The 21,642-nt window shown below is 49.0% G+C and carries 20 protein-coding genes; 11 read left to right on the top strand and 9 right to left on the bottom strand.

The features are described 5' to 3' along the window. Positions 1-154 precede the first annotated feature (154 nt). Positions 155-1,084, top strand: coding sequence for a helix-turn-helix domain-containing protein (locus HNQ56_RS00655; RefSeq protein WP_429141754.1), 930 nt, complete (start codon positions 155-157; stop codon positions 1,082-1,084). Between the two features lie 3 nt (positions 1,085-1,087). On the opposite strand, the gene HNQ56_RS00650 is transcribed toward HNQ56_RS00655, so the two are convergent. Both HNQ56_RS00650 and HNQ56_RS00645 read right to left on the bottom strand, forming a co-directional pair. Beyond that, entirely contained in the window at positions 1,088-3,259 is a 2,172-nt protein-coding gene (locus HNQ56_RS00650; protein ID WP_429141752.1) for an alpha-L-rhamnosidase-related protein, read from the bottom strand. Positions 3,260-3,531: 272 nt separating this feature from the next. Beyond that, positions 3,532-3,954: a YwiB family protein gene (locus HNQ56_RS00645; protein WP_429141750.1), complete on the bottom strand. Its 423-nt coding sequence runs from the start codon at positions 3,952-3,954 to the stop codon at positions 3,532-3,534. Between the two features lie 201 nt (positions 3,955-4,155). Between HNQ56_RS00645 and spoIIR the strand changes: the two genes are divergently transcribed. Next, positions 4,156-4,893, top strand: a complete 738-nt coding sequence (gene spoIIR / locus HNQ56_RS00640; protein ID WP_429141748.1) for a stage II sporulation protein R — start codon at positions 4,156-4,158, stop codon at positions 4,891-4,893. A gap of 105 nt (positions 4,894-4,998) precedes the next feature. Then, the gene (gene ispE, locus HNQ56_RS00635; RefSeq protein ID WP_429141746.1) at positions 4,999-5,868 is read left to right on the top strand and encodes a 4-(cytidine 5'-diphospho)-2-C-methyl-D-erythritol kinase; all 870 of its coding nucleotides are present in this window, start codon (positions 4,999-5,001) and stop codon (positions 5,866-5,868) included. On the opposite strand, the gene HNQ56_RS00630 is transcribed toward ispE, so the two are convergent. Then, positions 5,856-5,999, bottom strand: coding sequence for a hypothetical protein (locus HNQ56_RS00630; RefSeq protein ID WP_429141744.1), 144 nt, complete (start codon positions 5,997-5,999; stop codon positions 5,856-5,858). The two genes, ispE and HNQ56_RS00630, sit on opposite strands and share 13 nt — an antisense overlap. Continuing rightward, on the bottom strand, positions 5,980-6,573 hold the full coding sequence (locus tag HNQ56_RS00625; RefSeq protein ID WP_429141742.1) for a hypothetical protein: 594 nt from the start codon (positions 6,571-6,573) through the stop codon (positions 5,980-5,982). The genes HNQ56_RS00630 and HNQ56_RS00625 overlap by 20 nt, the downstream gene beginning before the upstream one ends. 253 nt (positions 6,574-6,826) lie before the next feature. Here HNQ56_RS00625 and HNQ56_RS00620 point away from each other — a divergent pair, with 253 nt between their 5' ends. From HNQ56_RS00620 to HNQ56_RS00600, 5 genes are read left to right on the top strand one after another with little or no spacing between them, the layout of a single operon-like run. Beyond that, positions 6,827-7,975 carry an MGDG synthase family glycosyltransferase gene (locus HNQ56_RS00620; RefSeq protein ID WP_429141740.1) on the top strand — a complete coding sequence of 383 codons (1,149 nt, stop codon included), beginning with the start codon at positions 6,827-6,829 and terminating at the stop codon, positions 7,973-7,975. After that, the gene (locus HNQ56_RS00615) at positions 7,950-8,546 is read left to right on the top strand and encodes a polysaccharide deacetylase family protein (RefSeq protein ID WP_429141738.1); all 597 of its coding nucleotides are present in this window, start codon (positions 7,950-7,952) and stop codon (positions 8,544-8,546) included. Before HNQ56_RS00620 ends, HNQ56_RS00615 begins: the two co-directional genes overlap by 26 nt. Beyond that, complete coding sequence (locus HNQ56_RS00610; RefSeq protein ID WP_429141736.1) at positions 8,539-9,585, top strand: lysylphosphatidylglycerol synthase transmembrane domain-containing protein; 1,047 nt, start codon at positions 8,539-8,541, stop codon at positions 9,583-9,585. The genes HNQ56_RS00615 and HNQ56_RS00610 overlap by 8 nt, the downstream gene beginning before the upstream one ends. Positions 9,586-9,619: 34 nt before the next feature. Then, positions 9,620-10,318, top strand: coding sequence for a response regulator transcription factor (locus tag HNQ56_RS00605; protein ID WP_429141734.1), 699 nt, complete (start codon positions 9,620-9,622; stop codon positions 10,316-10,318). Continuing rightward, a complete protein-coding gene (locus HNQ56_RS00600; RefSeq protein ID WP_429141732.1) occupies positions 10,308-11,630 on the top strand; it encodes a HAMP domain-containing sensor histidine kinase in 1,323 nt (440 codons plus the stop codon). The genes HNQ56_RS00605 and HNQ56_RS00600 overlap by 11 nt, the downstream gene beginning before the upstream one ends. 61 nt (positions 11,631-11,691) lie before the next feature. Here the strand turns inward: HNQ56_RS00600 and HNQ56_RS00595 are convergent, their stop codons facing one another. Further along, on the bottom strand, positions 11,692-12,474 hold the full coding sequence (locus HNQ56_RS00595; RefSeq protein WP_429141730.1) for an OmpA/MotB family protein: 783 nt from the start codon (positions 12,472-12,474) through the stop codon (positions 11,692-11,694). Then, the gene (locus tag HNQ56_RS00590) at positions 12,471-13,220 is read right to left on the bottom strand and encodes a motility protein A (RefSeq protein WP_429142979.1); all 750 of its coding nucleotides are present in this window, start codon (positions 13,218-13,220) and stop codon (positions 12,471-12,473) included. Before HNQ56_RS00590 ends, HNQ56_RS00595 begins: the two co-directional genes overlap by 4 nt. Here HNQ56_RS00590 and HNQ56_RS00585 point away from each other — a divergent pair. Beyond that, entirely contained in the window at positions 13,138-13,323 is a 186-nt protein-coding gene (locus HNQ56_RS00585; protein ID WP_429143022.1) for a hypothetical protein, read from the top strand. The two genes, HNQ56_RS00590 and HNQ56_RS00585, sit on opposite strands and share 83 nt — an antisense overlap. A 247-nt stretch (positions 13,324-13,570) precedes the next feature. Here the strand turns inward: HNQ56_RS00585 and HNQ56_RS00580 are convergent, their stop codons facing one another. After that, positions 13,571-15,538 (bottom strand): glycoside hydrolase family 31 protein, encoded by a 1,968-nt coding sequence (locus HNQ56_RS00580; protein ID WP_429141728.1) that lies wholly within the window; start codon positions 15,536-15,538, stop codon positions 13,571-13,573. A 285-nt stretch (positions 15,539-15,823) separates the two neighbouring features. Here HNQ56_RS00580 and HNQ56_RS00575 point away from each other — a divergent pair, with 285 nt between their 5' ends. Beyond that, positions 15,824-16,735 (top strand): cupin domain-containing protein, encoded by a 912-nt coding sequence (locus HNQ56_RS00575; protein ID WP_429141726.1) that lies wholly within the window; start codon positions 15,824-15,826, stop codon positions 16,733-16,735. 93 nt (positions 16,736-16,828) lie between these two features. Next, positions 16,829-17,788: a stage II sporulation protein D gene (gene spoIID, locus HNQ56_RS00570; protein WP_429141724.1), complete on the top strand. Its 960-nt coding sequence runs from the start codon at positions 16,829-16,831 to the stop codon at positions 17,786-17,788. A 94-nt stretch (positions 17,789-17,882) separates the two neighbouring features. Here spoIID and HNQ56_RS00565 read toward each other — a convergent pair whose 3' ends face one another. After that, positions 17,883-20,324, bottom strand: coding sequence for a DUF4129 domain-containing transglutaminase family protein (locus HNQ56_RS00565; protein ID WP_429141722.1), 2,442 nt, complete (start codon positions 20,322-20,324; stop codon positions 17,883-17,885). A gap of 69 nt (positions 20,325-20,393) precedes the next feature. After that, positions 20,394-21,587 (bottom strand): DUF58 domain-containing protein, encoded by a 1,194-nt coding sequence (locus HNQ56_RS00560; protein ID WP_429141720.1) that lies wholly within the window; start codon positions 21,585-21,587, stop codon positions 20,394-20,396. Between the last annotated feature and the right edge of the window lie 55 nt (positions 21,588-21,642).

The following is a 21,642-nucleotide window of genomic DNA, read 5'->3' as shown; positions in this document are numbered from 1 at the left end:
TAGAGTATAATCCTTTCTGCCATATGCATCACATCATTAATTTATAAAAATACACCGTTTTTTATTATTGCAAACTTGACATTTTCCATGTATTTTGATAAGTTAGCTATATAACCACCAATATTTTTCCAGGTCATTCAGAAAGGACCTTCCTATGCTGATTTATGATATCAATGAGATAAAATCCACACCGTTTTCCAAATTATCTGTATTCTCCTATTCCGCCATTATGCACAGCCACACGTTTTTTGAGTTCACTATCATTTTAGACGGAAGCTGCAACAGTATTATCAACAGCGGCAAGAAAAGTATTCTTCATAAAGGAGATATGATCTTTCTTCGTCCCGGTGACGTCCACATGCTGAACCCTATTACAAAAAACTACAGACACCGTGATTTCTATGTTACCGTTGAAAAGATGAAGCATATCTGCAGCATATTTTCAGAGACATTCTTTCAGGAGCTGTTTTCTCCGGAATTGAAGCTGCACTATGTTTTGGATATTAATGAATACACCCTGCTGGATCAGAAATCATCTGTCTTCGATATCTCTTATCTTCCTGATTCGGAGGCCGGTGAAAAACTGGATCAATTGCATACCTCGATTATCATACAATTGCTGGGCGTTATCATAAACAGAACATTGCCTGCCAATCATAATGTACCGGAGTGGTTAAGCTCTCTTTTTTTACATTTATCCAGTTTTCATTATGTTAATCACAGTATTGACGAAATCATCGCCACAACCGGTTATTCCCACAGCTATGTATGCCAGAAATTCAAAAGTACTTACGGCATGACCCTGCTGGACTGCCTCAATAAAAGCAAGATTATATTATCCGCCAATCTGCTGGGGAAAGAGAAGATCATTGATATTGCAATGTCCCTGGGCTGGGAAAATCCCAAAAATTATACCATAGCCTTTAAAAAGGTCTTTGGCATTACGCCTCAAAAATATATTGCCGCAACAAAATCCGATAAGGTTTGCCATAACGCCAATGTTGTCTTCCCTGTTCCGCCGCAGACCAGCCATCTGACGGATTTACCCCCTATGGTTCTTCCAAAGAACGCAGAGGAGGATTGATTCCTATTTCAGATATTTATGAAAGATATAGCAGGGAACGGCTGCCCAGGCATGGCAGAGACTGCCCGCATCTTCAAAATCACGCTCGCCGTCCTGGGTTTCCGGAAAGGTGGATATCCCTTCCAGAAGCACACGGCCAAATACCTCACAGATCTCATCAATAACACTGTCGATATCCCCGGTTGCTCCAATGATCGCGTCATATTTCCACTGCAGTGTTGCGAAGGTCTGGGTTACCATGCCTTCCGGGGGATTTTGCAGTGCCGCCGCTATGCCTGCAATACGTGATTCGGGAATTATTTTTGAACAGATCAGCAGGGACAGGGTATACCCATGAAGCCCCTGCTTTCCATTTTGGCTGAGATAGGAGGCATACAGCCCGGTATCCTCGCAGTAGAATACCTCTGCCGCCCAATATGCCCTCTGTGCCAGGCTTTCATATGCTCTTCCCTGCTCCCTGTTGTTAAGGCGGCATTCTAACCGGGACAACTCTTTCGCCGCGATATAAAATAAAGCGGTCAAGATCAGATCCTTTGTCCGGCCTGTCCCGGATATACTGAATGAACCATGCTCCGATGCTTCCTCGTCTGTAAAAACCGCACCGCCCTCCAGCCCGTCCGCCCATTCATAAAAGTTCCAGTAGCGGCTTCCGCCGAAGCTCTCTACTCCTTCCTCCGTGAGCTGCCCCTCAAAGGTATAGATAATCCTTTCTGCATAAGGAAGCATCTCTTCTATAAATTCCTTCTGAAAATCCGCCTCGGCATTCTCACATAGTGCAATAATCCAATACAAGCTGAAGGAGGGTATCGTAATTTCCGTCCGTGCAGGGGCACACAGCGCCAGAAGACCGTCTGCCTGCTGGGAGTATGCCATCAGTCTCAGGCTGGCTTTGGGCATCCGGTATTCGCCAAAGACGCTGTATCCAAATAGCATTTGATTCCTTGAGTCCATGGCGTATAATGCCTGTTCCCGCCATGGACAGTCTTCATAATGCTCGTGCGCGCAGAGCCTTAGTGTCCGGACTCCCGCATCGTAGATACGCTGTAAAAACCGGTCCTTCAGTCTCCTTCCCGCCACAGAAAACGGATAGTCACAGCTTACCAGCGTTGCCCTGTGCAAAGTAAAGGAGGGTGCTGAAACAAACAGCATTAAATACCTCCCGCCAAGTCTCCTTGTATACTCCGCGAGATAATTTCTCCCCTCTTTCAGCTGTATCCCGAATGCAAAATTGCGTCCTCCCATGGCTGTCCGGACACGCAAATCCGCCAAATGCTCTCCATAACCCAAATACATCCTGCAGGATTCGCCTACCTCCACTTCAATAATAGGATAGCCTGCTCTCTCTTCTTTTAAATCGATTACCAGGTAAATTCCATCTGCTCCCTTTGCCTGAAAGCATACCGGTTTTTCCAGCTCGTCTGCTCCCTTCCTCGGCTGCCCTGTCATTTCCCAGAAGGTTCTCGCGCTCATCCAGGCAGACTGCATCCGTTCTGCCGGTGTCCCGCGTTCTTCTTTCTCCCGGTAAACGCCCTGTGCACAAATTTTTGAAGGCACGGTATGCTTTACCTCACATTTTGGAATGGGACGCGGATACAGCCTATATTCCGTCTGTACGACCACCGCCGGAACGAAGCCCTCCGCCGGTCTGACCTTCCATTGGTCCTCACGGGTGAAGTCATATGACCATGCATATCCTAACTGCGGTGTAATCATATACCCCGGAGCTAATTGCTCAAGGTATGGCGCAGCCTGCCGGGATTCCCCGCCGCTGCCCCCGTTCCCGTATGTATGAGTGCCGCCATATCCCCTGGAGATACGGCACTGGGTAGAGACACCGGATTCCTCCAGCACCCTTCCCTCCGAATCTATGATGCTGAAACAGATTGCTGCGCATTTGCTATAATGAGTGGAAACATCCTCTCCCATGTGCCAGGCCAGTATAGCCAGCCTGTTTTTTCCGCAGGAAACAAAGGATGAGAGATCCACTTCATCATATACCTTATAATGCGGATAATCCGCATACTGACCATTTGCGGCAAATACTCCGTTGATCCAAACAACATATTCTGTATCCGCACTAATGTGCAGTTTGCAGGCCTTTGACACAGCAGTAAAGTCTGCCGCAAATTCTACATATTGATTCTTACAGGCATGATCCGTCCATATCCATTCCATATTTGTTCTCCTCATTGTTTTTACTTCCTGTTTTTGCTTCTTATCTTTGCCTCTTATCTTTGTTTCTTGTTTTTATTTCTTGTCTTTATTCCTTGTCTTAGCTTCTTGTCTTTTCCCAGTCTACATGATACTTTCTGCAAATTCACTACATTAATTTTGATTTTCTAACCGCAAATTATGATACTGCCTGTAAAAGCAGGAAAACGCGCTCTGATTTGGCTGCGGCAAGCCATTTCAAGGCGCGTCTTTATATTCTTATGCTATTTCCGGTCCTAAGAAATGCGGGGTGCAATCCGGATCATGGTTTGATTCCTCGAGGCACATACCCCGTCCGAGTACAGGGCATATTCCAGATGGATCTCCAGAAGCTCCGGCAGCTCCTTGATTACAATCCGGGAGGTGTTTACTTCAAATCGCAGCTCCCCGTAGGGGGTCCGGTAGACCGCCTCCGTATTGCGGCCCAACTCAAAGCTCATATCGGCACTTGCCGCACCGGTTCTGGTTATCACCACCAGGTTCGGGGCTATTTTAATTCTGCTCTTAATAAGCCCTTCTCCCTCTGCCGGAAGCTCCTCATAACTAATATAGTGCATTTCCTTATGCAGATGATAGGTTCCCTGCGCTCTGGTGACCACCGGCTCCTCCGGGGCGTCTGATTGGCATCCCTCTATTAAAACAAATACTTCCTTTGTCATTTTCTTCTCCTTCTAACCCATGCACGGGACTTGCTCAACGGCCTGAATATTTTTTCACTCATTATTGTACTACCTGTCCCGGTTTTGTTCAACTGCTTCTAAATTTTCCTTCAGGCCTGCTACTTTCTCAATTTTTATGTATAGCGTTCCATTAACTGGAAACACTTAAGAAAACAACAAGCACTTTACATGGAGGTCGTTATGAAAAAAAAGCTTTTTCCTATCATAAAAATACTTACCGATAAAATGCACATTTATGATTGCCCCGCTGCATCCTCCCCTGCCATACATACCCGGACGCAGAATCAGTCCGGATTCCGGCCTTTTCTGCTCTTCTTCCTTCTTCTCTGCTCCGCTGCCTCCATATGGCTGATTAAGGCCAATGCAAGGGCTGATTCAGACATTCAGGAAGGGATCGCCCGGAAGGTTCTCCGGTTCCATGTCATTGCCAACAGTGACAGCGAGGAGGATCAGGCATTAAAGCTGAAGGTAAAGACCGCCCTGGTACAGGAGCTGGCTCCCCGTTTGGAAAACCTTGCGGACATAGACGCTGTACGGACCGCGGTGCGGAAACAACTGGGTGATATTGAGAAGCTTGCAGAGGAGATTCTTCGCCAAAACGGCTCCTCCTATCCTGTCAGCGTCTCCCTGGAGCAATGCTATTTTCCTCTGAAGATCTACGGCGGCTACACCTTTCCTCCGGGCAGCTATGAGGCTCTGCGGGTGAGAATCGGTGCCGCAGAGGGCAAGAATTGGTGGTGCGTCATGTTCCCCCCTCTCTGCTTTGTGGATGAGACCTACAGTGTCGTAGACGAGAATTCCGACAAAAAACTTCTCTCGTTATTAACGGAGGAGGAATACGATGCCCTGGTCGGCAACAAGACTCCCGTGAAAATAAGATTTAAACTGCTGGATAAGATTAAGAGCCTGTTCCAATAACTCCATTTATATTCTGTCCCGTTGCTTTCCGCCTCCTTTTTTATTTGTATCCGGTATTTCTATGTGTTAAAATACAAATAATGAAAACACGTTACGGAGGTTCCCATGGATTCAATTACGGTGAAAGCCTATGCAAAAATAAATCTTGGTTTGGATGTTCTTAGAAAAAGAGAAGACGGATATCATGATGTTTGCATGATCATGCAGTCCATAAAGCTCTGCGATACCATCACCATCCGAAGGGAGGCGGCGGAGGGAATCCGCATCCGGACCAATCTTCCCTATCTTCCCGACAACCAGGATAATCTGGTTTATAAGGCCGCCGCTCTCCTGCAGCAGACCCTGGGCATCCGGGACGGTCTCTCCATCGAGCTGGAGAAAAAGATTCCCGTTGCCGCGGGCCTGGCAGGCGGAAGCTCCAATGCGGCCGCCACCCTTCTGGCCCTGAACCGGCTCTATCAGGCCGGCCTGCCCAAGAGCGAGCTGAGACAATTAGGGGTTCGGCTGGGTGCGGATGTTCCCTACTGCGTCATGCTGGGGACAGCGCTTTCCGAAGGAATCGGGGAGGTACTGACCCCTCTTCCATCCATGCCCTCCTGCTCCATCCTGTTGGTTAAGCCGGATATCAGCGTATCCACCCGGTATGTTTATGAAAATCTGAATCTGACAGAGGACAGCGCCCACCCGGATATCGAAGCGATGAAGATAGCCCTCTCCCGAAGCGATCTCTACGCTCTGACCAGGGCCATGGATAATATTCTTCAGAGTGTGACAGTAAAGGAATATCCCATTATTGCGGACATTAAGGATAAGATGAAGGAGCTGGGTGCCTTAACCTCCCTGATGAGCGGCAGCGGCCCCACGGTATTCGGAATTTATCAAAACCAGAACTTTGCCAGAAAGGCGCTGAATTACTTCCGAAAGCACCGTCATTACGGCAAACAGGTCTATCTTACCACCCCCTACTGGCCGTAACAGCCGGATACATAACCGGATTGCTGCAAAATAACAGGGTTATTGCAAATTGTCTTCCCATGGGGAAGTATTCTGCAATAACCCTGCTCTACTTCTTTTCTTATCTGCTTTCTATTTGCTTTCCGTACCATCCCGCCATGCTTCCATCTTCTTAATGGCCGCATCGATTGTCTTCTGGGAGATATCCGGGAGGTCGCCGCCCCAGGCCTTTGCTGCCTGATTAAAGCCCTTCTTTACCGCGCCGATCAGCTCGTCTGCTTTGGAGGTGTCTCCGCCGGAAAGCGCCTTGGCAAATTCCAGTATACGGTCCGAGGTCTTCTCTATTCCCCAGTAACCATCCTCTGCAATGTCCTTCTGTGCCTGCAGTCTGGTGGCATCATCCACCTGAACCTGACCGGTCCGAAGCGCCGCATAAATATCCGAAGCGCTGTTCACGGTCTTCCCCTGCTTCGTCATAAGCTTCTGAACCAGATCCAGCATGCTCTGTGTTCTTCTCTCCGCCTCTGATTTCAGACGGTCAATGGTAACGGTATCCCTGGTATAAAGCTTGCCGGAAGCCGCTGCCTGATCACCCTTCTCATATACCGCAGCCGCACCGTTATCCGGCGCCTTTGCCTGCTCCTTCTGAGCGGCCTGATTCTGCGCCGCCTTGGCAGCTGTGCTGTCATAGGCCGGTGTCGTATTGGAAACACGATTTACACTCATTGTATCATCCTCCATGATATTGTCGGAGTCTTTAATTCTCCTCAGTAATGGGCTCTCGCCCGGTTCCATCTGTGCCATCCTTGGCTGTAATTGTATTATTGTCTTATCTGTAAATACTATTTCGGTTGATTCTTTATAAAACCTTAGCTTTTTTCCTTAATAATTCTTAATAATTGCTTTATCCTTCCTAAATACTGACATGTTATACTACGCTTATGTATTAAAGCATAGACAAAGGAGTGTGGCATAATAAATGAAAATCGTGGTATTAACAGGTAGATTCGGAATGGGCCATATGATGGCGGCCCTGGCTGTCAAGCAGCAGATTGAGCTCAGCCGCCTTGAAGCCGAAGTGGAAGTAGTTGACTGGCTTGAATATGCCTCTCCCAGGTTGGCAGACCAATACTACGCCTTTTTTCAGCTCCTGGTAAGCAAGGGACACACCCTGTACAACAGAAGGTATCGTTACCTGGAGAATAAACAGACGGATCAAAAGCCGGAGCTTCGCGGGTTCTTCCTTCGATGCTGTTCCCGGCTGATGAAGGAGAAAGCTCCGGATTTCATCATATCAACCCTTCCCATCTGCTCTCAGATTCTGTCCTTATACAAGGAAAAGACCGGAGCTTCCCTGCCCCTCATTACCTGTGTTACAGATATCACCGGCCATTCCGAATGGATTAACCGGAATACGGATTATTATTTTGTAGGCTCCCGCTGTGTTGCGGATAAATTCATCGCCAAAGGTGTTCCTCCCTCTGAAATATTTATTACCGGCCTGCCGGTGCGCCCCGGCTTCCTGGAGGAGCTCCCCGGGAATGCGGATGCAAAAGGCAGCGGCACCAGGCATATCCTGATTATGGGGGGCGGCCTGGGTATGCTCCCGAAAACCCGGGGCTTTTATTCTGATCTGGATCGCATTCCAGGCATCCGCGTCACTATTATTACGGGTAAGAACCAGGCTCTGTTTCGTCGGCTTCAGGACCGGTATGAGAATATCCGGGTATTGGGCTATGTTCCTAATGTCCATGACTATATGAGACAGGCGGACCTCATTATTACCAAGCCCGGCGGGGTCACGACCTTTGAAGCGATTTACGCCGGAGTTCCCATTCTTGCCCTGAAGCCTTCCCTGCAGCAGGAATGCTATAATGCCCAGTATATTCAGGATATGGGAATAGGCACTGTGATGCCCGGCAAGGCCAGGCACTGCCTGAGGGAAATCACCAGGAATCTGGAGGATTGCCGTCTCTTAAGCTATAGAACCAATGTGGAACGGCTCAGGAACAGCCTGATCCATTATAAAATGACCGAGGTTCTGGAAGATACCCTGATCAAGGACAGTTATAAATACCATTCAAGAGAGGATTATGACATCGATGAAACGGTTAGTTTTAACATTTGACGACGGTCCCGATCCGGTTTACACCCGGAATCTGCTGGACGTTCTGAAGGATGAGGATATAAAGGCCACCTTTTTTGTCGTGGCAGGCAACGCCGCCCTTTACCCTGCTTTAATCAGCCGCATGCGGGCGGAAGGGCATTCCATCGCCCTCCATTCCCTTCACCACCGGCATGCCCTGCTCTGCAGTTACCGGTATATGAAACACGATTTTTCCAAAAGCCTGGAGATCTTAAGAAATATGAACTGCGATATCCGCTTCTACCGTCCCCCCTGGGGTGCAAGGAATCTCCTGACCCCCCTGTTTCTAAAACGGCATCAGCTGAAGCTGGTTCTATGGGATGTTATGGTGGGGGATTGGAAGTCTGATTTCGCTCCCCAGGAGCTGGCGGACCGGATACAGGCGAAGGTTTTTGACGGAGCCATCCTCTGTCTTCATGACGGCTGCGAAAAATACGGAGGAGCCAAGGGCGCGCCCTTTAATACCATTGACGCCCTGAAGCTGGTTCTTCCCAGGCTGAAGGAAGAAGGCTACCAATTTGTGACAGTGGAGGAATTTTATCATTATGCATGAACAGGGTATTAAATTGAAAAAACAAATTGCCGGCGTCCTGCTGCTTCTCGTATTGATTGTTATCACCTTTCTCATCTATATGAGGGGCTATACCCTTCGTGAAATGCAGCAGGCCCTGGCCGGAACCGATATCCGGTATCTTGCCGCCGGCCTTGGCATGATAGGGATCTTTATCCTGTGTGAAGCAATTGCCATCCGCCTTATACTGAAGGCCTTGGGCTACCGGACCTCCTTCTTCCGGTGCTATGAGTACTCTTCCATAGGCTACTATTTCAGCGGTATTACCCCTTCTGCCAGCGGAGGGCAGCCGGCCCAGATTTACTATATGAAACGGGATACGATTCCTATGGCGGTGTCTTCCATCACCATATTCTTTATTGTATACGTCTATCAGATTGCAATGATGCTGGTGGCCGCCGCTGCCGCCCTGCTGCGGTTTACGGAAGCATCCCTCTTTGCCGGCAAGCTGCCTTACTTATTAATCTACGGTATCATTGTCAATACCGGGGCTATATTCCTGTTTTTCGCCCTCATGTTTTCAAAAAAACTGGTTCCTTCGATTCTCAATCTGGGTCTGGGCCTTGGCGCGAAGCTCCGGCTGATTAAGCGGACGGAGGAGCGCCGTCATAAATTAGAGCAAAGTCTGTCATCCTATCATGAAAAGGCTCTGGTTTTAAAAAAGCATCCTCTGCTGTTCATAAAGATATTAATTGTAAGCATTGCGCAGATACTCTCTTTTAATTCCATACCTGCTCTGGTATACTGTAGTATGGGTTATGATGCAGGGCGTGTTCCTGATCTCCTCACCTGCCAGTCCCTTCTGACGGTCTCCGTCTCCGCCGTTCCCCTGCCGGGTGCGGAAGGAGTCTCCCAGGGCGGCTTCCTGCAGGTGTTTGACGTATATTTTCCCTCTGATATGCTTACCTATGCCATGCTGATTCACCGGGTCATCAGCTTTTATCTCCCGTTGCTTCTCAGCTTTGCCATGTATCTCTTTACCCATATAAGAGGTCCCAAAGGGTATGCCTCAGAGGAGTAGCTTCCGACAATCACAGCAGAATGGAGGGGTAACTTTGAAAGAAAATAAAATCAAAATATTGGTTGCCGATGATGATGCCGACATTCGCGAGATTCTTGAGATACTTCTGAAGGCGGAGGGCTTTGACGTTATTCTGGCCAGCAACGGGAAAGAGGCCATTGAAGCGGTGGATGAAAGCATTGATCTGATTATCCTGGATGTAGCCATGCCGGAGAAAAACGGCTTCCAGGTATGCAAGGAGATTCGCACCATGTCCGTGGCTCCTGTTCTGTTCTTAACCGCCAAGACCCTGGAATCAGATAAAGCCATCGGTTTCAGCGCCGGGGGCGATGATTATCTGGTCAAACCCTTCTCGAACTCCGAGCTGATATTCCGGGTCAAAGCCCTGCTTCGGCGCTGCTACCAATACCAATCCCTGCACCGGGAGAAGAAGAACATTTACCGGGTGGGCAATATTCTTCTGGATGACAACACGAAGAATGTGACGGTGGATGATATCCCCACCGTATTGACTCCCATCGAATATGACATTCTATGTCTGATGATGCGGTATCCCACTAAGGTCTTTTCCGTACAGAATCTGTATGAATCCATATGGAAGCAGGACTATACCTATCTGGATAATAACACGATTGTGGTCCATATCAGCAACCTGAGGAAAAAAATCGAGAAAGATCCAAAAAATCCGAAGCATTTGAAAAGCATGTGGGGAAGAGGGTATTATGTGGATTAAACAAATCAAGCCTTCCAAACTGGAATTAAAGCTGATGATCCGGGTTATCGCCTCCGGTCTGGTCTGCATTCTGATCTATATTATTTTCATTAATATTGCCGTCTATTATGTGGATCATATGAAGGTGGACTCCCAGATATACCATGAGCAGATTCTCAGCGCCAGCCAGGACTTCCAGAACTATGTCACGGAAAACAATCTGTCGGTCCAGGATATCAATGCCATCCGGGCCTGGGATAAGAAGCAGAATTTGATGCATATTAAGCTCATCGAGAACGGGAAATCCATCTATGACTCTCTGGATTATACCATTCGGATTACCCCGAAGGTATCTTATATTTATTATGAGGCCTCCAGAGACCCGTCCCAGGTGATCAGCTTCCGGGACGGTGAGACCAATCTGTATGTCACCATCCTGTACAAGCAGCAGCTGGAACAGAGGCTGGACTACTTCTTGGGCTTTTTTTGTGTATTTATGTTTTTTATCTCCACCCTGCATGAATTCAGAGTACTGGTAAGGGACATCCTGGAGATCAAGAAAGGGATTCAGATTCTGGAGGGCGGTAATCTGGCTTATGAGATTCCGTCAAAGAGGAAGGATGAGATCACTGATCTGGTGAACTCCATTAACCGGATGAGCCGGGAATTGGATCTTCAGAGAAAGGAAGAGGAGCTGCTCCGTCAGAGAAATTATGATTTAGTTACGTCCATCTCCCATGATATCCGGACCCCGCTGACAACGGTGAACAGCTATATTGATTTGATCATGGACCGGAAGTATTCCTGCCCCCAGGAATTAGACCGGTATCTGACCAAGATCAAGGAGAAATCCATTCTGATCAATGATCTGTCGGATAATTTATTTTCTCATTTTTTGAATCAAAATAAGGATTATACCTATAATTTTGAAACGGTAATCGGCAGCGAATTCATCAGCTATCTTCTTAACAGTATGCAGGAAAGCTTAAGGGATAAGGGCTATTTGATGGAAACAGAAGTGGATTTAAAGGATGAATGCTTCCTTAAGGTAGATGTTATGCAGATTGAGAGAGTGTTCAATAATCTGGAAGGTAATCTCATTAAATATGCCCAGAAAAGCAAACCCATTCATTATAAGGCTTTTCTTGTGAATAATATGCTCTATTTTACCGGAAGCAACTATATTGTACAGAACAGCCAGCTTGACAGCCATGGTGTGGGCATTATTACCTGCCAGGAGATCATGAAGCTGCATTCGGGAGAGATGAGAACCTATATCGAGGGAGATTATTATCATATTGTAATCGGTTTCCCAGTCTATCTGATCCCATAGAATACGGACAATAAAAAGACCTGTCCCTACGCAGCGCAATGCTTTCGGTTCAGGTCTTCTATTATTTATCTGCATCACTTTTCTGTTCCTGCTTGCCTGCAATCTCTTCACTCACCGTCTCAATTACGAAGTCTACACGCCGGTTCAGCGCTCTGCCCTTTTCCGTTTTGTTGCTGGCAATCGGGTGATATTCCGAGTAACCGGTAGCGGACAGCTTGTTGGCATCCAGACCGGAGGTCTCCAATATAACCCTCAGGACATTGACGGCTCTGGTGGTGGACAGCTCCCAGTTACTGTCGAAGTTATCCTTGTTGGTAGGCACATTGTCCGTATGTCCCTCAATTCGAACGACATCAATATATTTCTCGTGCATCATAAGTACTTCGCCAATCCACTGCAGCAGGGTCTTCGCACCGGGAGTCACCTTTGCCTTGCCGGGATCAAAGAGAACGGAAGCGGCTACTCTCAGGAGGACGTCATCCCCTTCCTTTACCACCGTCAATTGGTCGCTAATTCCCTTTTTCTCAATATATTCACTAATCGATTCGTAGAAACTGCTATCCGAACTCTCCGAGGCATCCGGCTCGGCAAGAACATTATCCCGCCCTTCCATGACACTCTCACCGTTGGCGAACTCCGTTACCACATCGGCTCCGCCGATCATCTGCATGATTTCCGTTGCCGCCGTTGTCCGGCGATTCGCGGCGCTTTGATTTATCATAGCAAAGGACAGAAGCAGCACGAACACAGCAAGCAAGTCGGTCATCAGGTCACTGTAACTATCTTTCCAGTCCGCCTCTTCGCCGTCATCATCGTCTTCCATGTCACTAAATTTGCTCCTCATGCCTGCTTCGGTACCTCCCTTCCTCTGATCATTTCTGCTTCTTTTTCTTCTTCCTCTATGGTTATATTTGCATAGGACATCAGCTCTTCCTTCATCAGCTTCGGATTCTTTCCCTGCTGAATAGCGGCAAGACCCTCGATCAAGATATCTCTCCGCTCTGCTTCTTCCTTGCTCATATTCTTCAGTCTCTTAGCCAGAGGAGAGAATATGATATTAGCCAAAAATCCGCCGTAGAAGGAGGAAACCAGCTCCAGAGCCATCATGGGGCCCAGGTTATTGGGATCATCCAGATTGGTTAACATGGGGATAAGGCCTACATAGGTACCAACGAGTCCAAGTGCCGGTGCAGTAATTGCCAACAATTCTAACATTGCCGCCCCTTTTTGATGTCTTTGCTTCATGAAGTGGGTGGCACCCTCCAGCTGGTTCCGCAGCTGTTCCTCGTCTGCACCATCCACAATAAGCCTTATGCCTTTTTTGATAAATTCATCATCAATGTACTGGTCCACATGATCTTCAAGAGCCAGTAAGCCTTCTCTTCTTGATACCTCTGATAGCTTTACCAAAGCTTTAATATCTTCTTTTAGATTATAATCGTTCTTTGTAAAAGCCTTCTTTAATACCGCGCCGAAGGTCTTAAGCCTGGAGGGCGGAAAGGCTGTTATGAAGGAACCCATAGTTCCTCCGATAATAATAAAGAAGGAGGGAAGATTCCAGAATAACTCCGGTTTTCCGGACGTTACTATTCCGCTCAACATAAATCCTAAATTTAATAACAGTCCAAACAACGTTGATATGCCTAATACTCTTAACAAGATTAATGCCCCCTATTTTTATAATAATGTATGATCACATGGTAACCTATCTTATCTATTCATCCAGCCAAAATATTATATCGGCCTTTTTCTGTCATAAATTAATAGCTTCCGGCCTTATAGAGCCCTTTGTACTATTTTATAACCATAATACCACATTTTTCTTATAAATCCATATTTTTTTTGACATATTACGAGGATTTGCAAAGCTTTGTCCTATGATTCATAAAACAGCAGACTCTACGCGGTCTGCTGTTCTTTTCTGTGCTTATAAGCCGGCTTTAGAATATCTCCAGGATATCACTGCCCCTTTTTACAAATGCGATGAACCGATCCAGCCCCGCCTCCATTTCTACGTACTGTCCGCCCGCATATTCCTTCTTTTCATATACCTCGTTCCATTCCCCTTCCGGAAGATAGACCCTTCTCCTGGTCTGTCCCTGGGTTACAACGGGCGCAAAAAGGATATCCTCTCCGAACATATACTGGTCTCCCAAGCTATAGCAGATCTCATCCCGGGGATATTCATAAAACATGGGCCTCATCAGCGGCGCACCGGTTTTTTCGGCAATCTCCATGTACCGGTGGATGTACGGCCTCAGGCGCTCTCTCAGCTCAATCAATTCCTTCAGGATGGGATATACCTTCTCACCATAGCTCCAGATCTCGTTATCTCCGCCGCTTGGTTCCCGGACCCCGGGATTCCGGCTGACAAAATCCTTGGGCCGGTGCCTTGTTCCATGGAGCCGTGTCACAGGGCAGAATACGCCGAACTGGAACCAGCGCACCAGCAGCTCCCGGTAAGTCTCGCTCTCCGGGTCTCCTCCCCAGAAACCGCCGATATCACTGTTCCACCAGGGAATGCCGCACATGGCCATATTAAGGCCTGTTTTCACACTCATGCGAAGAGCGTCGAAGGTGGAGGGCACATCTCCGGACCATACCAGGGTGCCGTATTTCTGGCTTCCGATCCAGGCGGCACGGGCCAGGGAGATAATCTCCGTCTCGCCCTCCTGCTTCAAGCCCTCATAAAAGAGCCTGGAATAATAATAGGGATAGACCAGCGCCACCTCTTCCCCATTGCCTATGGATAACCGCAGGTTATCAAAATGCGTGGGATGGATCTCCGGCTCCGCCTCATCCAGCCAGAAGTTCTTAATTCCCTTGCTGTAATAGTTCTCATGTACTCTGGACCATACATATTCCCTGGTCTCGGGATTGGTCGGATCGATATAGGTCTGCATTCCGTTAAAATGGAACAGCCCGTATTGTCCGCTTTCCGTCCGCAGCAGCATATTTCTTTCATCCATATGGGCATAATTCTCACTGTTGGGGTTGATGGTGGGCCAAATGGACACAATGGTCCGGATTCCCATCTCCTCCAGCTCCTTCACCATTTTCTCCGGCTCCGGCCAATACTTCGGATCCAGCTTCCAATCCCCCTGCTCCGGCCAGTGGAAGAAATCGATTATAATGGCGGAAATGGGAATTCCCCGCTTTTTATACTCTCTGGCTACGGTCAGCAGCTCTTCCTGGTCTTCGTAGCGGAGCTTGCTCTGCCAGAAGCCGGAGGCCCAGGCCGGGAAAGCAGGCGCGTGCCCCGTCAGATCCGCGTATTTTTCCATAACCTCTGCGGGCGTATCCCCCGCAACCACCAGATAGTCCACCTGCTTCGCAGAATTGGCCTGCCATAAGGAATGATTATTGGTCAGTTCACAGTGACCTATGGACGGATTATTCCACAGGAAGCCATATCCCCTGGAGGAATATACAAAGGGGATGGAGGATTTGGTATTCTTATGCAGGAAATGGCTGGTAGAGCCCTTCAAATCAAAGCAGTCATTCTGCTCCTGGCCCAGGCCATAGAAATGCTCTCCCTCCTTCGCCTCAAAAATCACCGTCATCCGGTGATTGTCCGCCCCTACGGCGCGGTATTCCCGGTATCTGGCAAAAAAGGCCATCTCGGAACGCTCCGTAAGAATTTCCTTTCCCTCCTTATAGTAAACCACCTTGCCTGCGTCGGTAATCTCTGCGGACAGCTTTCCATTGACAATAACCGCTTTCTTTTCCTCCAATGCCGTATTGCAGTCCGTTCCCTCCTGGGGCAGCAGATTCCAGTTCTCTTCGGTCAGCTTCCCATTGGGCGTGGAGCGGAAGCGAAGGCAATCCCTTCCCCATGGTTCAATCACTACGGTCTCATCCCGCTTCTGAAATTGAATCCGGTTGCTTTGCACTGACAGTATTCCCATATTCTTCACCTCGTTTTTCTATTTTTTACGAACCGGTCCCGCAGGTATACCAGCCGGGCATTTTCTCCTTTGCGGATATATCAGCCGGGTTATCCGGTCTATAATTAACATTGTATAATATAATCTTCTTAATACTTTAAATTTATAATTAATTTCTAACACTATTTTGATATCTTGATCTATAATTAAAAGAAGAACAAAAGGAAAGACAAAAAACACTGACAACCGGTGCCTGGCCGAAAAATTGCAGCAATAAAAGCCCAGGTACAGAAAGGAAGAATTGCCATGCCTGTTACAGAGACGAATCGGAAAGCCTTAAAGGAAGCCCTGGCACACGGAACCTTTGAGATGCCCTTTTCCCTGCATCATATCAGAATTCCTGCGGGAGAGAAGCAGGTGCTTTATCTTCACTGGCATACGGAGCTGGAATTTCTGATGATTGAATCCGGAGAAGCTTTTTTTACCGTGGAGGATGATACCATTCATCTGCGTGAGCAGGAAGCGATATTCATTAACGGCAACCAGCTGCACAGCGCCAGGGCCGCGGAGGACCGCCCCTGTGAGTTCTATGCCGTAGTCTTTCACCCCTCCCTCCTGTTCGGCGATACCCGAAGTATGTCCTTCCTCCGGTACGTAAAGCCGATCCTGACCCGTTCCCTTTCCTGTCCGGAGCATCTTCGCCGGGAGAAGGACCGGGAGCTTCTGCTTCTGCTGAAGGAGATTGCCGCCGTCTTCCATAAGGATGTATATGAATACGATCTCTATGTGCGCGGAAAGCTGCTGGAGCTGTGGCATCTGTTTTATCGCCGTTGTGTCCCCTCCTCCGCCCCTGCAAAGGAATATAAAATCGACCGTCTTCAGCCCGTCCTGGATTATATCAATTCCCATTACAGCGAAGAACTGCGGCTGGAGGAGCTGGCCTCCCTTATCCCCCTCAGTCCGGGCCAATTCTGCCGCTCCTTCAAGGAGACTATGGGTCTGACTCCCATGGCCTACCTGAATCGGCAGCGCATTCTCAAAAGCTGTGAACTCCTAGCTTCCGGCAACCGGAAAATCTCAGAGATTGCCGGTCTGACGGGTTTTGATAACATCAGCTATTACAACCGCTGCTTCCTCTCCCTCATCGGATGCACCCCTTCCGCCTACCAGGCGCAGGTATCCCTGCGCTCCCGGAACGGCATCCCCAAAAACGAATAAAGCCGGAGTTTTTATACATAATCACCGCCTCCTCCAATATAATGTAATGATAGCAATCTCTCTGTACTGCATATCTGTTAAAATGGAGGCTCTATGAAAAAAGTACTGATAAAAGCTGCCCTTGTGACCCTGCTTGTCCTCGTTCTTCCCTTTTTACTGACGCTGCTGTTTGCCCGGAAGGAGCATGCGGCTTCCCTGGATGCCCTGGACTTCGCCATAATCTATCAGGTAAATGATATCCAGAAAAAGCTTACCTTTAATGAATATCTCACCGGAGTAGTGGCCGCAAATATGTCCGTCGGTTACCATGTTGAAGCCCTCAAGGCACAGGCTGTTATTGCCAGAACCTATGCCTTGTATAATATTGCCCTTCTGACGGAGCAGAATCCGGAAAAGACCTCCTTCACCACCTCTGAGCTGGGACTTTCCTATATCAGCCTGGAGGATCTGAAGCAGCTCTGGGGCTCCGATTATAATAACTCCTACTTCTCTAAATTGGAGAATGCCGTCTATGGCACGAAGAATGAGGTTCTTCTCTATCGGAAGGATCTGATTCTTCCGGTTTTCTTTGATACGGGCTCCGGCTATACCCGCAATGCCTCCGAGGCCTGGGGTGTTTCTGTCCCCTATCTGACCAGCGTGGCCAGCAAATATGATGTTACTTCGACGAATTATCTCTCCATCGATGAATTCCAGCTGAGCGAACTCATTGACCTGCTGGAAAAATACTACCCGGAGCTTTCCCTGCAGGAGAGCAATTTCTTCAGCCAGGTAGCCGTGGCCTCCCGGGACAGCGCCGGATATGTGACGCAAATGAACCTTGGCCGCCAGACCGTCTCCGGTGAGGAATTTGCCAAGGTTCTTGGGTTAGCTTCCAATCATTTTTATATTGAGGAATATGAGGGCAAGGCCCGCATTATCTGCAACGGCTCCGGCCACGGTATCGGCATGAGCCAGTACGGCGCCAATGCCATGGCAGAAGGCGGTTCTTCCTACACCGAGATTCTGCAATACTATTATTCGGGTGTATCTATCACCGATCTCTCCCACTGACCCCCTGCCGGTTTTCCGCTCTTGCAAGGGGTTGTTATGCTTCGTGTTCCTGCGGCAGCATATGGGATTTGGGAAGGCGTCCTCCTTCAGTGGATTATTGCGATTGCTTCCAGCCCATGTGTAATTGGCTTAAAAAGATAAACTCCTCCAGCCATAGCTTCAGCCTTGGCTGCGTCTCCCGGCGTCTGCGCATCAGCTCATCCTGAAAGCCTGCCACCGCTTCCTGCTCCTGCGCCGTAACGGCCTCCTCACCATAGCGATACCGCATGAATATCCTCGCCACATCCTCAAAGAGAATTTGATCATGCCGGAAATGATCCTTTACCCTCTCCGCCAGCATGAATATTGTCTCCTGGGGTTCCAGCATGAAGCCTTCCCTTCTTAGCAGCTCCAATATTCGCAGAAAGCTCAGATACATCTTCCCGCTGTCATCCTCCCTGTCATAGAGCTTCCGGTAATGCCCGGCCAGAACAGTATAATACAGCAGGACCATGAGCAGAAGAATGAGCACCCCTCCCATGAATATCAGCATACCTGCCGCCACTTCATGGATTCTGCCTGCTCTTTCCTGTTCTGAAGACATCCTCTCCTCATTATTATAGATCAGAGGCGGGGTGGGTACTTCCGGTATTTCCACGTAAGCTCCCTCGCCGCTCTCTGTCCCTGCACTCTCCTTCTTGGGCTCCGCCCATCTGGTATAACGCGCTCCCTGGAAGGGTGAGGTGGCTTCAAAGGGAATCCAGCCCACTCCTTCAAAATAGGCTTCTGCCCAGGCATGGGCCTGACTGTTTCGGATGAGATACATGCCGTCCTTGTCCTTCTCCTCATATTTTGCAATAAAGCCTTCCACATACCGGGTCGGTATTCCGACGCACCGCCCCAGGACTGCCATGGCGGTGGCGTAGGAGGTGCAATAGCCTTCCTTTCCTTCAAACAGAAAATAATCGATAAAATCCTGCCCCTCCTCCGGCTGTTTGGACGACAGGCTGTAGGTATAGGCGCTGAGATAGGCTTCTATCGCCTTCAGCTTATCATAATTGGTATCGCAGTCCGCCGTAAGCTCCTGCGCCAGCTCTCCGACCCGGGAGGGCAGCCCTTGGGGAAGCGCCGTGTATGCCTGCCGGATCAGCTGCGCCCGTTCCCCCAGCCGCCCATAGATATCCTCCCTGTCCTCCAGCGTAACGGAGCTTCCCCTCCGCAGCGGGTTGGCCTGGAGCCATTCCATAGAGTCCTGCCGGATGGCCGGCGGCGTCTGATAGGAAAAATGATCCGATGCCTTCAGCATGTTGATAAAGGCTTCCCCCTGGAGATTCATCTCATAAAAGGAATTCTCATAGCGGGTTCCTCTCTTCCGGATCTTTCCGAAGGCGAGATTGGCCGATTCCGATACCGGCGCCGCTGTCTCGGACAACATACGATAGGAATTCATTTTCAAAGGGTAGAAAAAGGTTTTTGTCTTAATATTACTGTACTGCAGCTTCAGAGACATCCTCTCGATGAAGCGGTTGTTCTCCAGAACCATCGGCTCCTGTCTGGAAAGGGCATAGATCAGCTCCAAATAATCCAGCTGGTACTCCTGTTCTCCCGGCAGATAGTCCTTCCCGCTCTTCTCCCAGCTGTGTCCCGTATAGGTATCGCTCACCGCGCCGGTCAGGTAGACCGCCCTGTCCCTGCCGGAACCGGAGAAACGGATCGCTACATTATCATTCTTCACCAGTCTGTCATTTTCATTGCCCAGCTCACTGGAATCCTCCGAGTACCCGGTGATACTGATAAAGAACTCCTCCGGCTGCCGGGTGAAGTAGTAATCCAGATCGACTTTCCAGATTTCAATCTGTTCCCTGATATTCTCATAAACATAGCGCACCGTCTTCCAGCGGATCGGCTCCTCCCTGGAGGGCATCACCACGGATAGAAAAGCCAGAAGGAGACAGACCGGCAGCAGATAGAGAATGCTTTCTCTTTTCTCCTGCTTTCCCGCCTTGCGGGCATAGAGAACTCCGAAGCTCTCCACCAGGACGGACAGGATATAGAAGATAACAATGGCAATCACCAGCTTGTGCAAAGGAATCTCCCCGATGCTCAGCAGCACCAGTCCGATGACCAGAGCCGCCGCCAGGAGCATCTTCCCCAGCTGATTCTTTGTCAGCAGAAAGAAGAGCAGGGCGCTGAGGACGCCGGTCATCAGCCCTGTGAAATTGGAAAAGCCCGCCTGGTACAACTCCTTAGAGCCGTCATACAGGGCAATCCATGCAGAATACTCCTCCATCCAGGCCGCGGGATTAAAATGCCGCACCCAGAAGACCAGTATCAGAAGGAGAAGAATGCCTGCGATGATAAGATAGGTCAGCGCATTCTTCCGGTTGAGCTGGATGAAGGAAAAGCCGATGGCAGGAAGAAAGGAAAAGCACAGGGTCAGAAAGACCGGGATGTGAAGTTCAAAATACTGGTTCACAGCCAGGGACAGGGCCCAGCTTAAGGCCATGCTTAACAGAGTGTGGTAGATTTGATAGCGTTTTTCTTTCTCTCGAAACATAGCTCTCTCCCTTCCGTAATATTACTAATGTTACGCATCAGACAACAACGCCATCAAGTCCGGCTGAGGTTAGTCCAGCTCCTGCGAAAGTATGTTGGCGATTTCATCCTCCGACATGATCTGATGCACCGCAACACCGGAGACCTTCATCCCGGCGATCCTCTGCTTTGTCTCTTCGGATACGTCATCGCTGATGAACAGGATGCAGAAGTGGTTCCCCGCAGCTGCCGCCGCCATGCCCGCCATATAGAGCTCTTTGGTCAGGTTGTGGGTGACTGCCACGCAGAACAGTCCTTCCTCTCCCGGACGCATTCTCTCCCTGATCATATCACTGAGGGGAATCCGGCTGTCGAACCGCATCTGGGCACAGGCCCTGTAAAAGGCGTTAAAGTCCTCCTTTGCGGCTATCTGAACCTGCTTCTTTCCTCCCATTTCGTATATGATCTGGGAAGGAGTATTACGCCGGGCATAGAAATTTGCAATCGCCAGGACGCTCTCGATGATCTTGTCCTCGGCAATCACGACCTTCAGCTCCTCTTCCTCTATTGTCTCAAGATCCATGAACAGCAGAATCCGCGCCTTGGGGATATGCTGATATCTTCTGCTGACCAGCTCCCGCATTCTTGCAGATGCCTTCCAGTGAATCCGCTTGCGGCTGTCTCCCGGATAGTACTTCCTTACCTCCGTGTCCAGCTCCTCCTCGGCTGTATCGCTGTAACGCAGAGGATTCTTCACATCCGCCTGAGGCGGGGCAATCCCCAGCCGCTCCAGGGGCACCACCCGGGGCAGAACAATCACCTTCAGTTTGGAAGCCATGGGGTAGGTAATCCGGAATAAATATAGAAAATCCGTTATTTCTACGGAATCCACACCCACATAATACTCTCCCCGGTAATTGCAGCGGATTTTTGTCTCCATGCGCTCACTTTCACTGGGCAGCAGACTGTATTCCGTGATCTCCTTCCTCGCTTCGATGGTAGATTTGTCGCTGAGAAAATTCACCTTAACATTGCGGAAGGTGATATAGTCCTCATTGGCAACGACAAAGGAATAGGTGGTCCAGTCCCCCTTCACCACCAGACGGGCCTCTATGGACTGGTACAGCTTAAAACGGAAATACACATATACCGTATATAAAAATGCGATCACCGGAAGAAGCACCGTCAGATAAAACAGGGCATAGGAAATATTCCCCCCGTAAAAGGAGGCAAAGAGACCGCTTCCAAGGATGGCCGCCGTAATAAATAACCGGTTTATTCTCATAGAAATCCCCATTCTGCCGCCCTGCGGCATGTCAGCCAGGAAGAAAACCGGGATG

The organism is Anaerotaenia torta, from assembly GCF_050433395.1.
Lineage (GTDB): Bacteria > Bacillota > Clostridia > Lachnospirales > Lachnospiraceae > Mobilitalea > Mobilitalea torta.
The sequence above is the reverse complement of the archived record's forward strand: the minus strand, read 5'-3'. Positions and strand labels throughout refer to the sequence as shown.

What these genes read in the sequence shown, in the direction of transcription:
- HNQ56_RS00655 (WP_429141754.1), top strand. Translation starts at nt 155, where the DNA reads ATGCTGATTTATGATATCAATGAGATAAAATCCACACCGTTTTCCAAA.
- HNQ56_RS00650 (WP_429141752.1), bottom strand. Translation starts at nt 3,259, where the DNA reads ATGGAATGGATATGGACGGATCATGCCTGTAAGAATCAATATGTAGAA.
- HNQ56_RS00645 (WP_429141750.1), bottom strand. Translation starts at nt 3,954, where the DNA reads ATGACAAAGGAAGTATTTGTTTTAATAGAGGGATGCCAATCAGACGCC.
- spoIIR (WP_429141748.1), top strand. Translation starts at nt 4,156, where the DNA reads ATGAAAAAAAAGCTTTTTCCTATCATAAAAATACTTACCGATAAAATG.
- ispE (WP_429141746.1), top strand. Translation starts at nt 4,999, where the DNA reads ATGGATTCAATTACGGTGAAAGCCTATGCAAAAATAAATCTTGGTTTG.
- HNQ56_RS00630 (WP_429141744.1), bottom strand. Translation starts at nt 5,999, where the DNA reads ATGGTACGGAAAGCAAATAGAAAGCAGATAAGAAAAGAAGTAGAGCAG.
- HNQ56_RS00625 (WP_429141742.1), bottom strand. Translation starts at nt 6,573, where the DNA reads ATGAGTGTAAATCGTGTTTCCAATACGACACCGGCCTATGACAGCACA.
- HNQ56_RS00620 (WP_429141740.1), top strand. Translation starts at nt 6,827, where the DNA reads ATGAAAATCGTGGTATTAACAGGTAGATTCGGAATGGGCCATATGATG.
- HNQ56_RS00615 (WP_429141738.1), top strand. Translation starts at nt 7,950, where the DNA reads ATGAAACGGTTAGTTTTAACATTTGACGACGGTCCCGATCCGGTTTAC.
- HNQ56_RS00610 (WP_429141736.1), top strand. Translation starts at nt 8,539, where the DNA reads ATGCATGAACAGGGTATTAAATTGAAAAAACAAATTGCCGGCGTCCTG.
- HNQ56_RS00600 (WP_429141732.1), top strand. Translation starts at nt 10,308, where the DNA reads ATGTGGATTAAACAAATCAAGCCTTCCAAACTGGAATTAAAGCTGATG.
- HNQ56_RS00595 (WP_429141730.1), bottom strand. Translation starts at nt 12,474, where the DNA reads ATGAGGAGCAAATTTAGTGACATGGAAGACGATGATGACGGCGAAGAG.
- HNQ56_RS00585 (WP_429143022.1), top strand. Translation starts at nt 13,138, where the DNA reads ATGAAGGAACCCATAGTTCCTCCGATAATAATAAAGAAGGAGGGAAGA.
- HNQ56_RS00580 (WP_429141728.1), bottom strand. Translation starts at nt 15,538, where the DNA reads ATGGGAATACTGTCAGTGCAAAGCAACCGGATTCAATTTCAGAAGCGG.
- HNQ56_RS00575 (WP_429141726.1), top strand. Translation starts at nt 15,824, where the DNA reads ATGCCTGTTACAGAGACGAATCGGAAAGCCTTAAAGGAAGCCCTGGCA.
- spoIID (WP_429141724.1), top strand. Translation starts at nt 16,829, where the DNA reads ATGAAAAAAGTACTGATAAAAGCTGCCCTTGTGACCCTGCTTGTCCTC.
- HNQ56_RS00565 (WP_429141722.1), bottom strand. Translation starts at nt 20,324, where the DNA reads ATGTTTCGAGAGAAAGAAAAACGCTATCAAATCTACCACACTCTGTTA.
- HNQ56_RS00560 (WP_429141720.1), bottom strand. Translation starts at nt 21,587, where the DNA reads ATGAGAATAAACCGGTTATTTATTACGGCGGCCATCCTTGGAAGCGGT.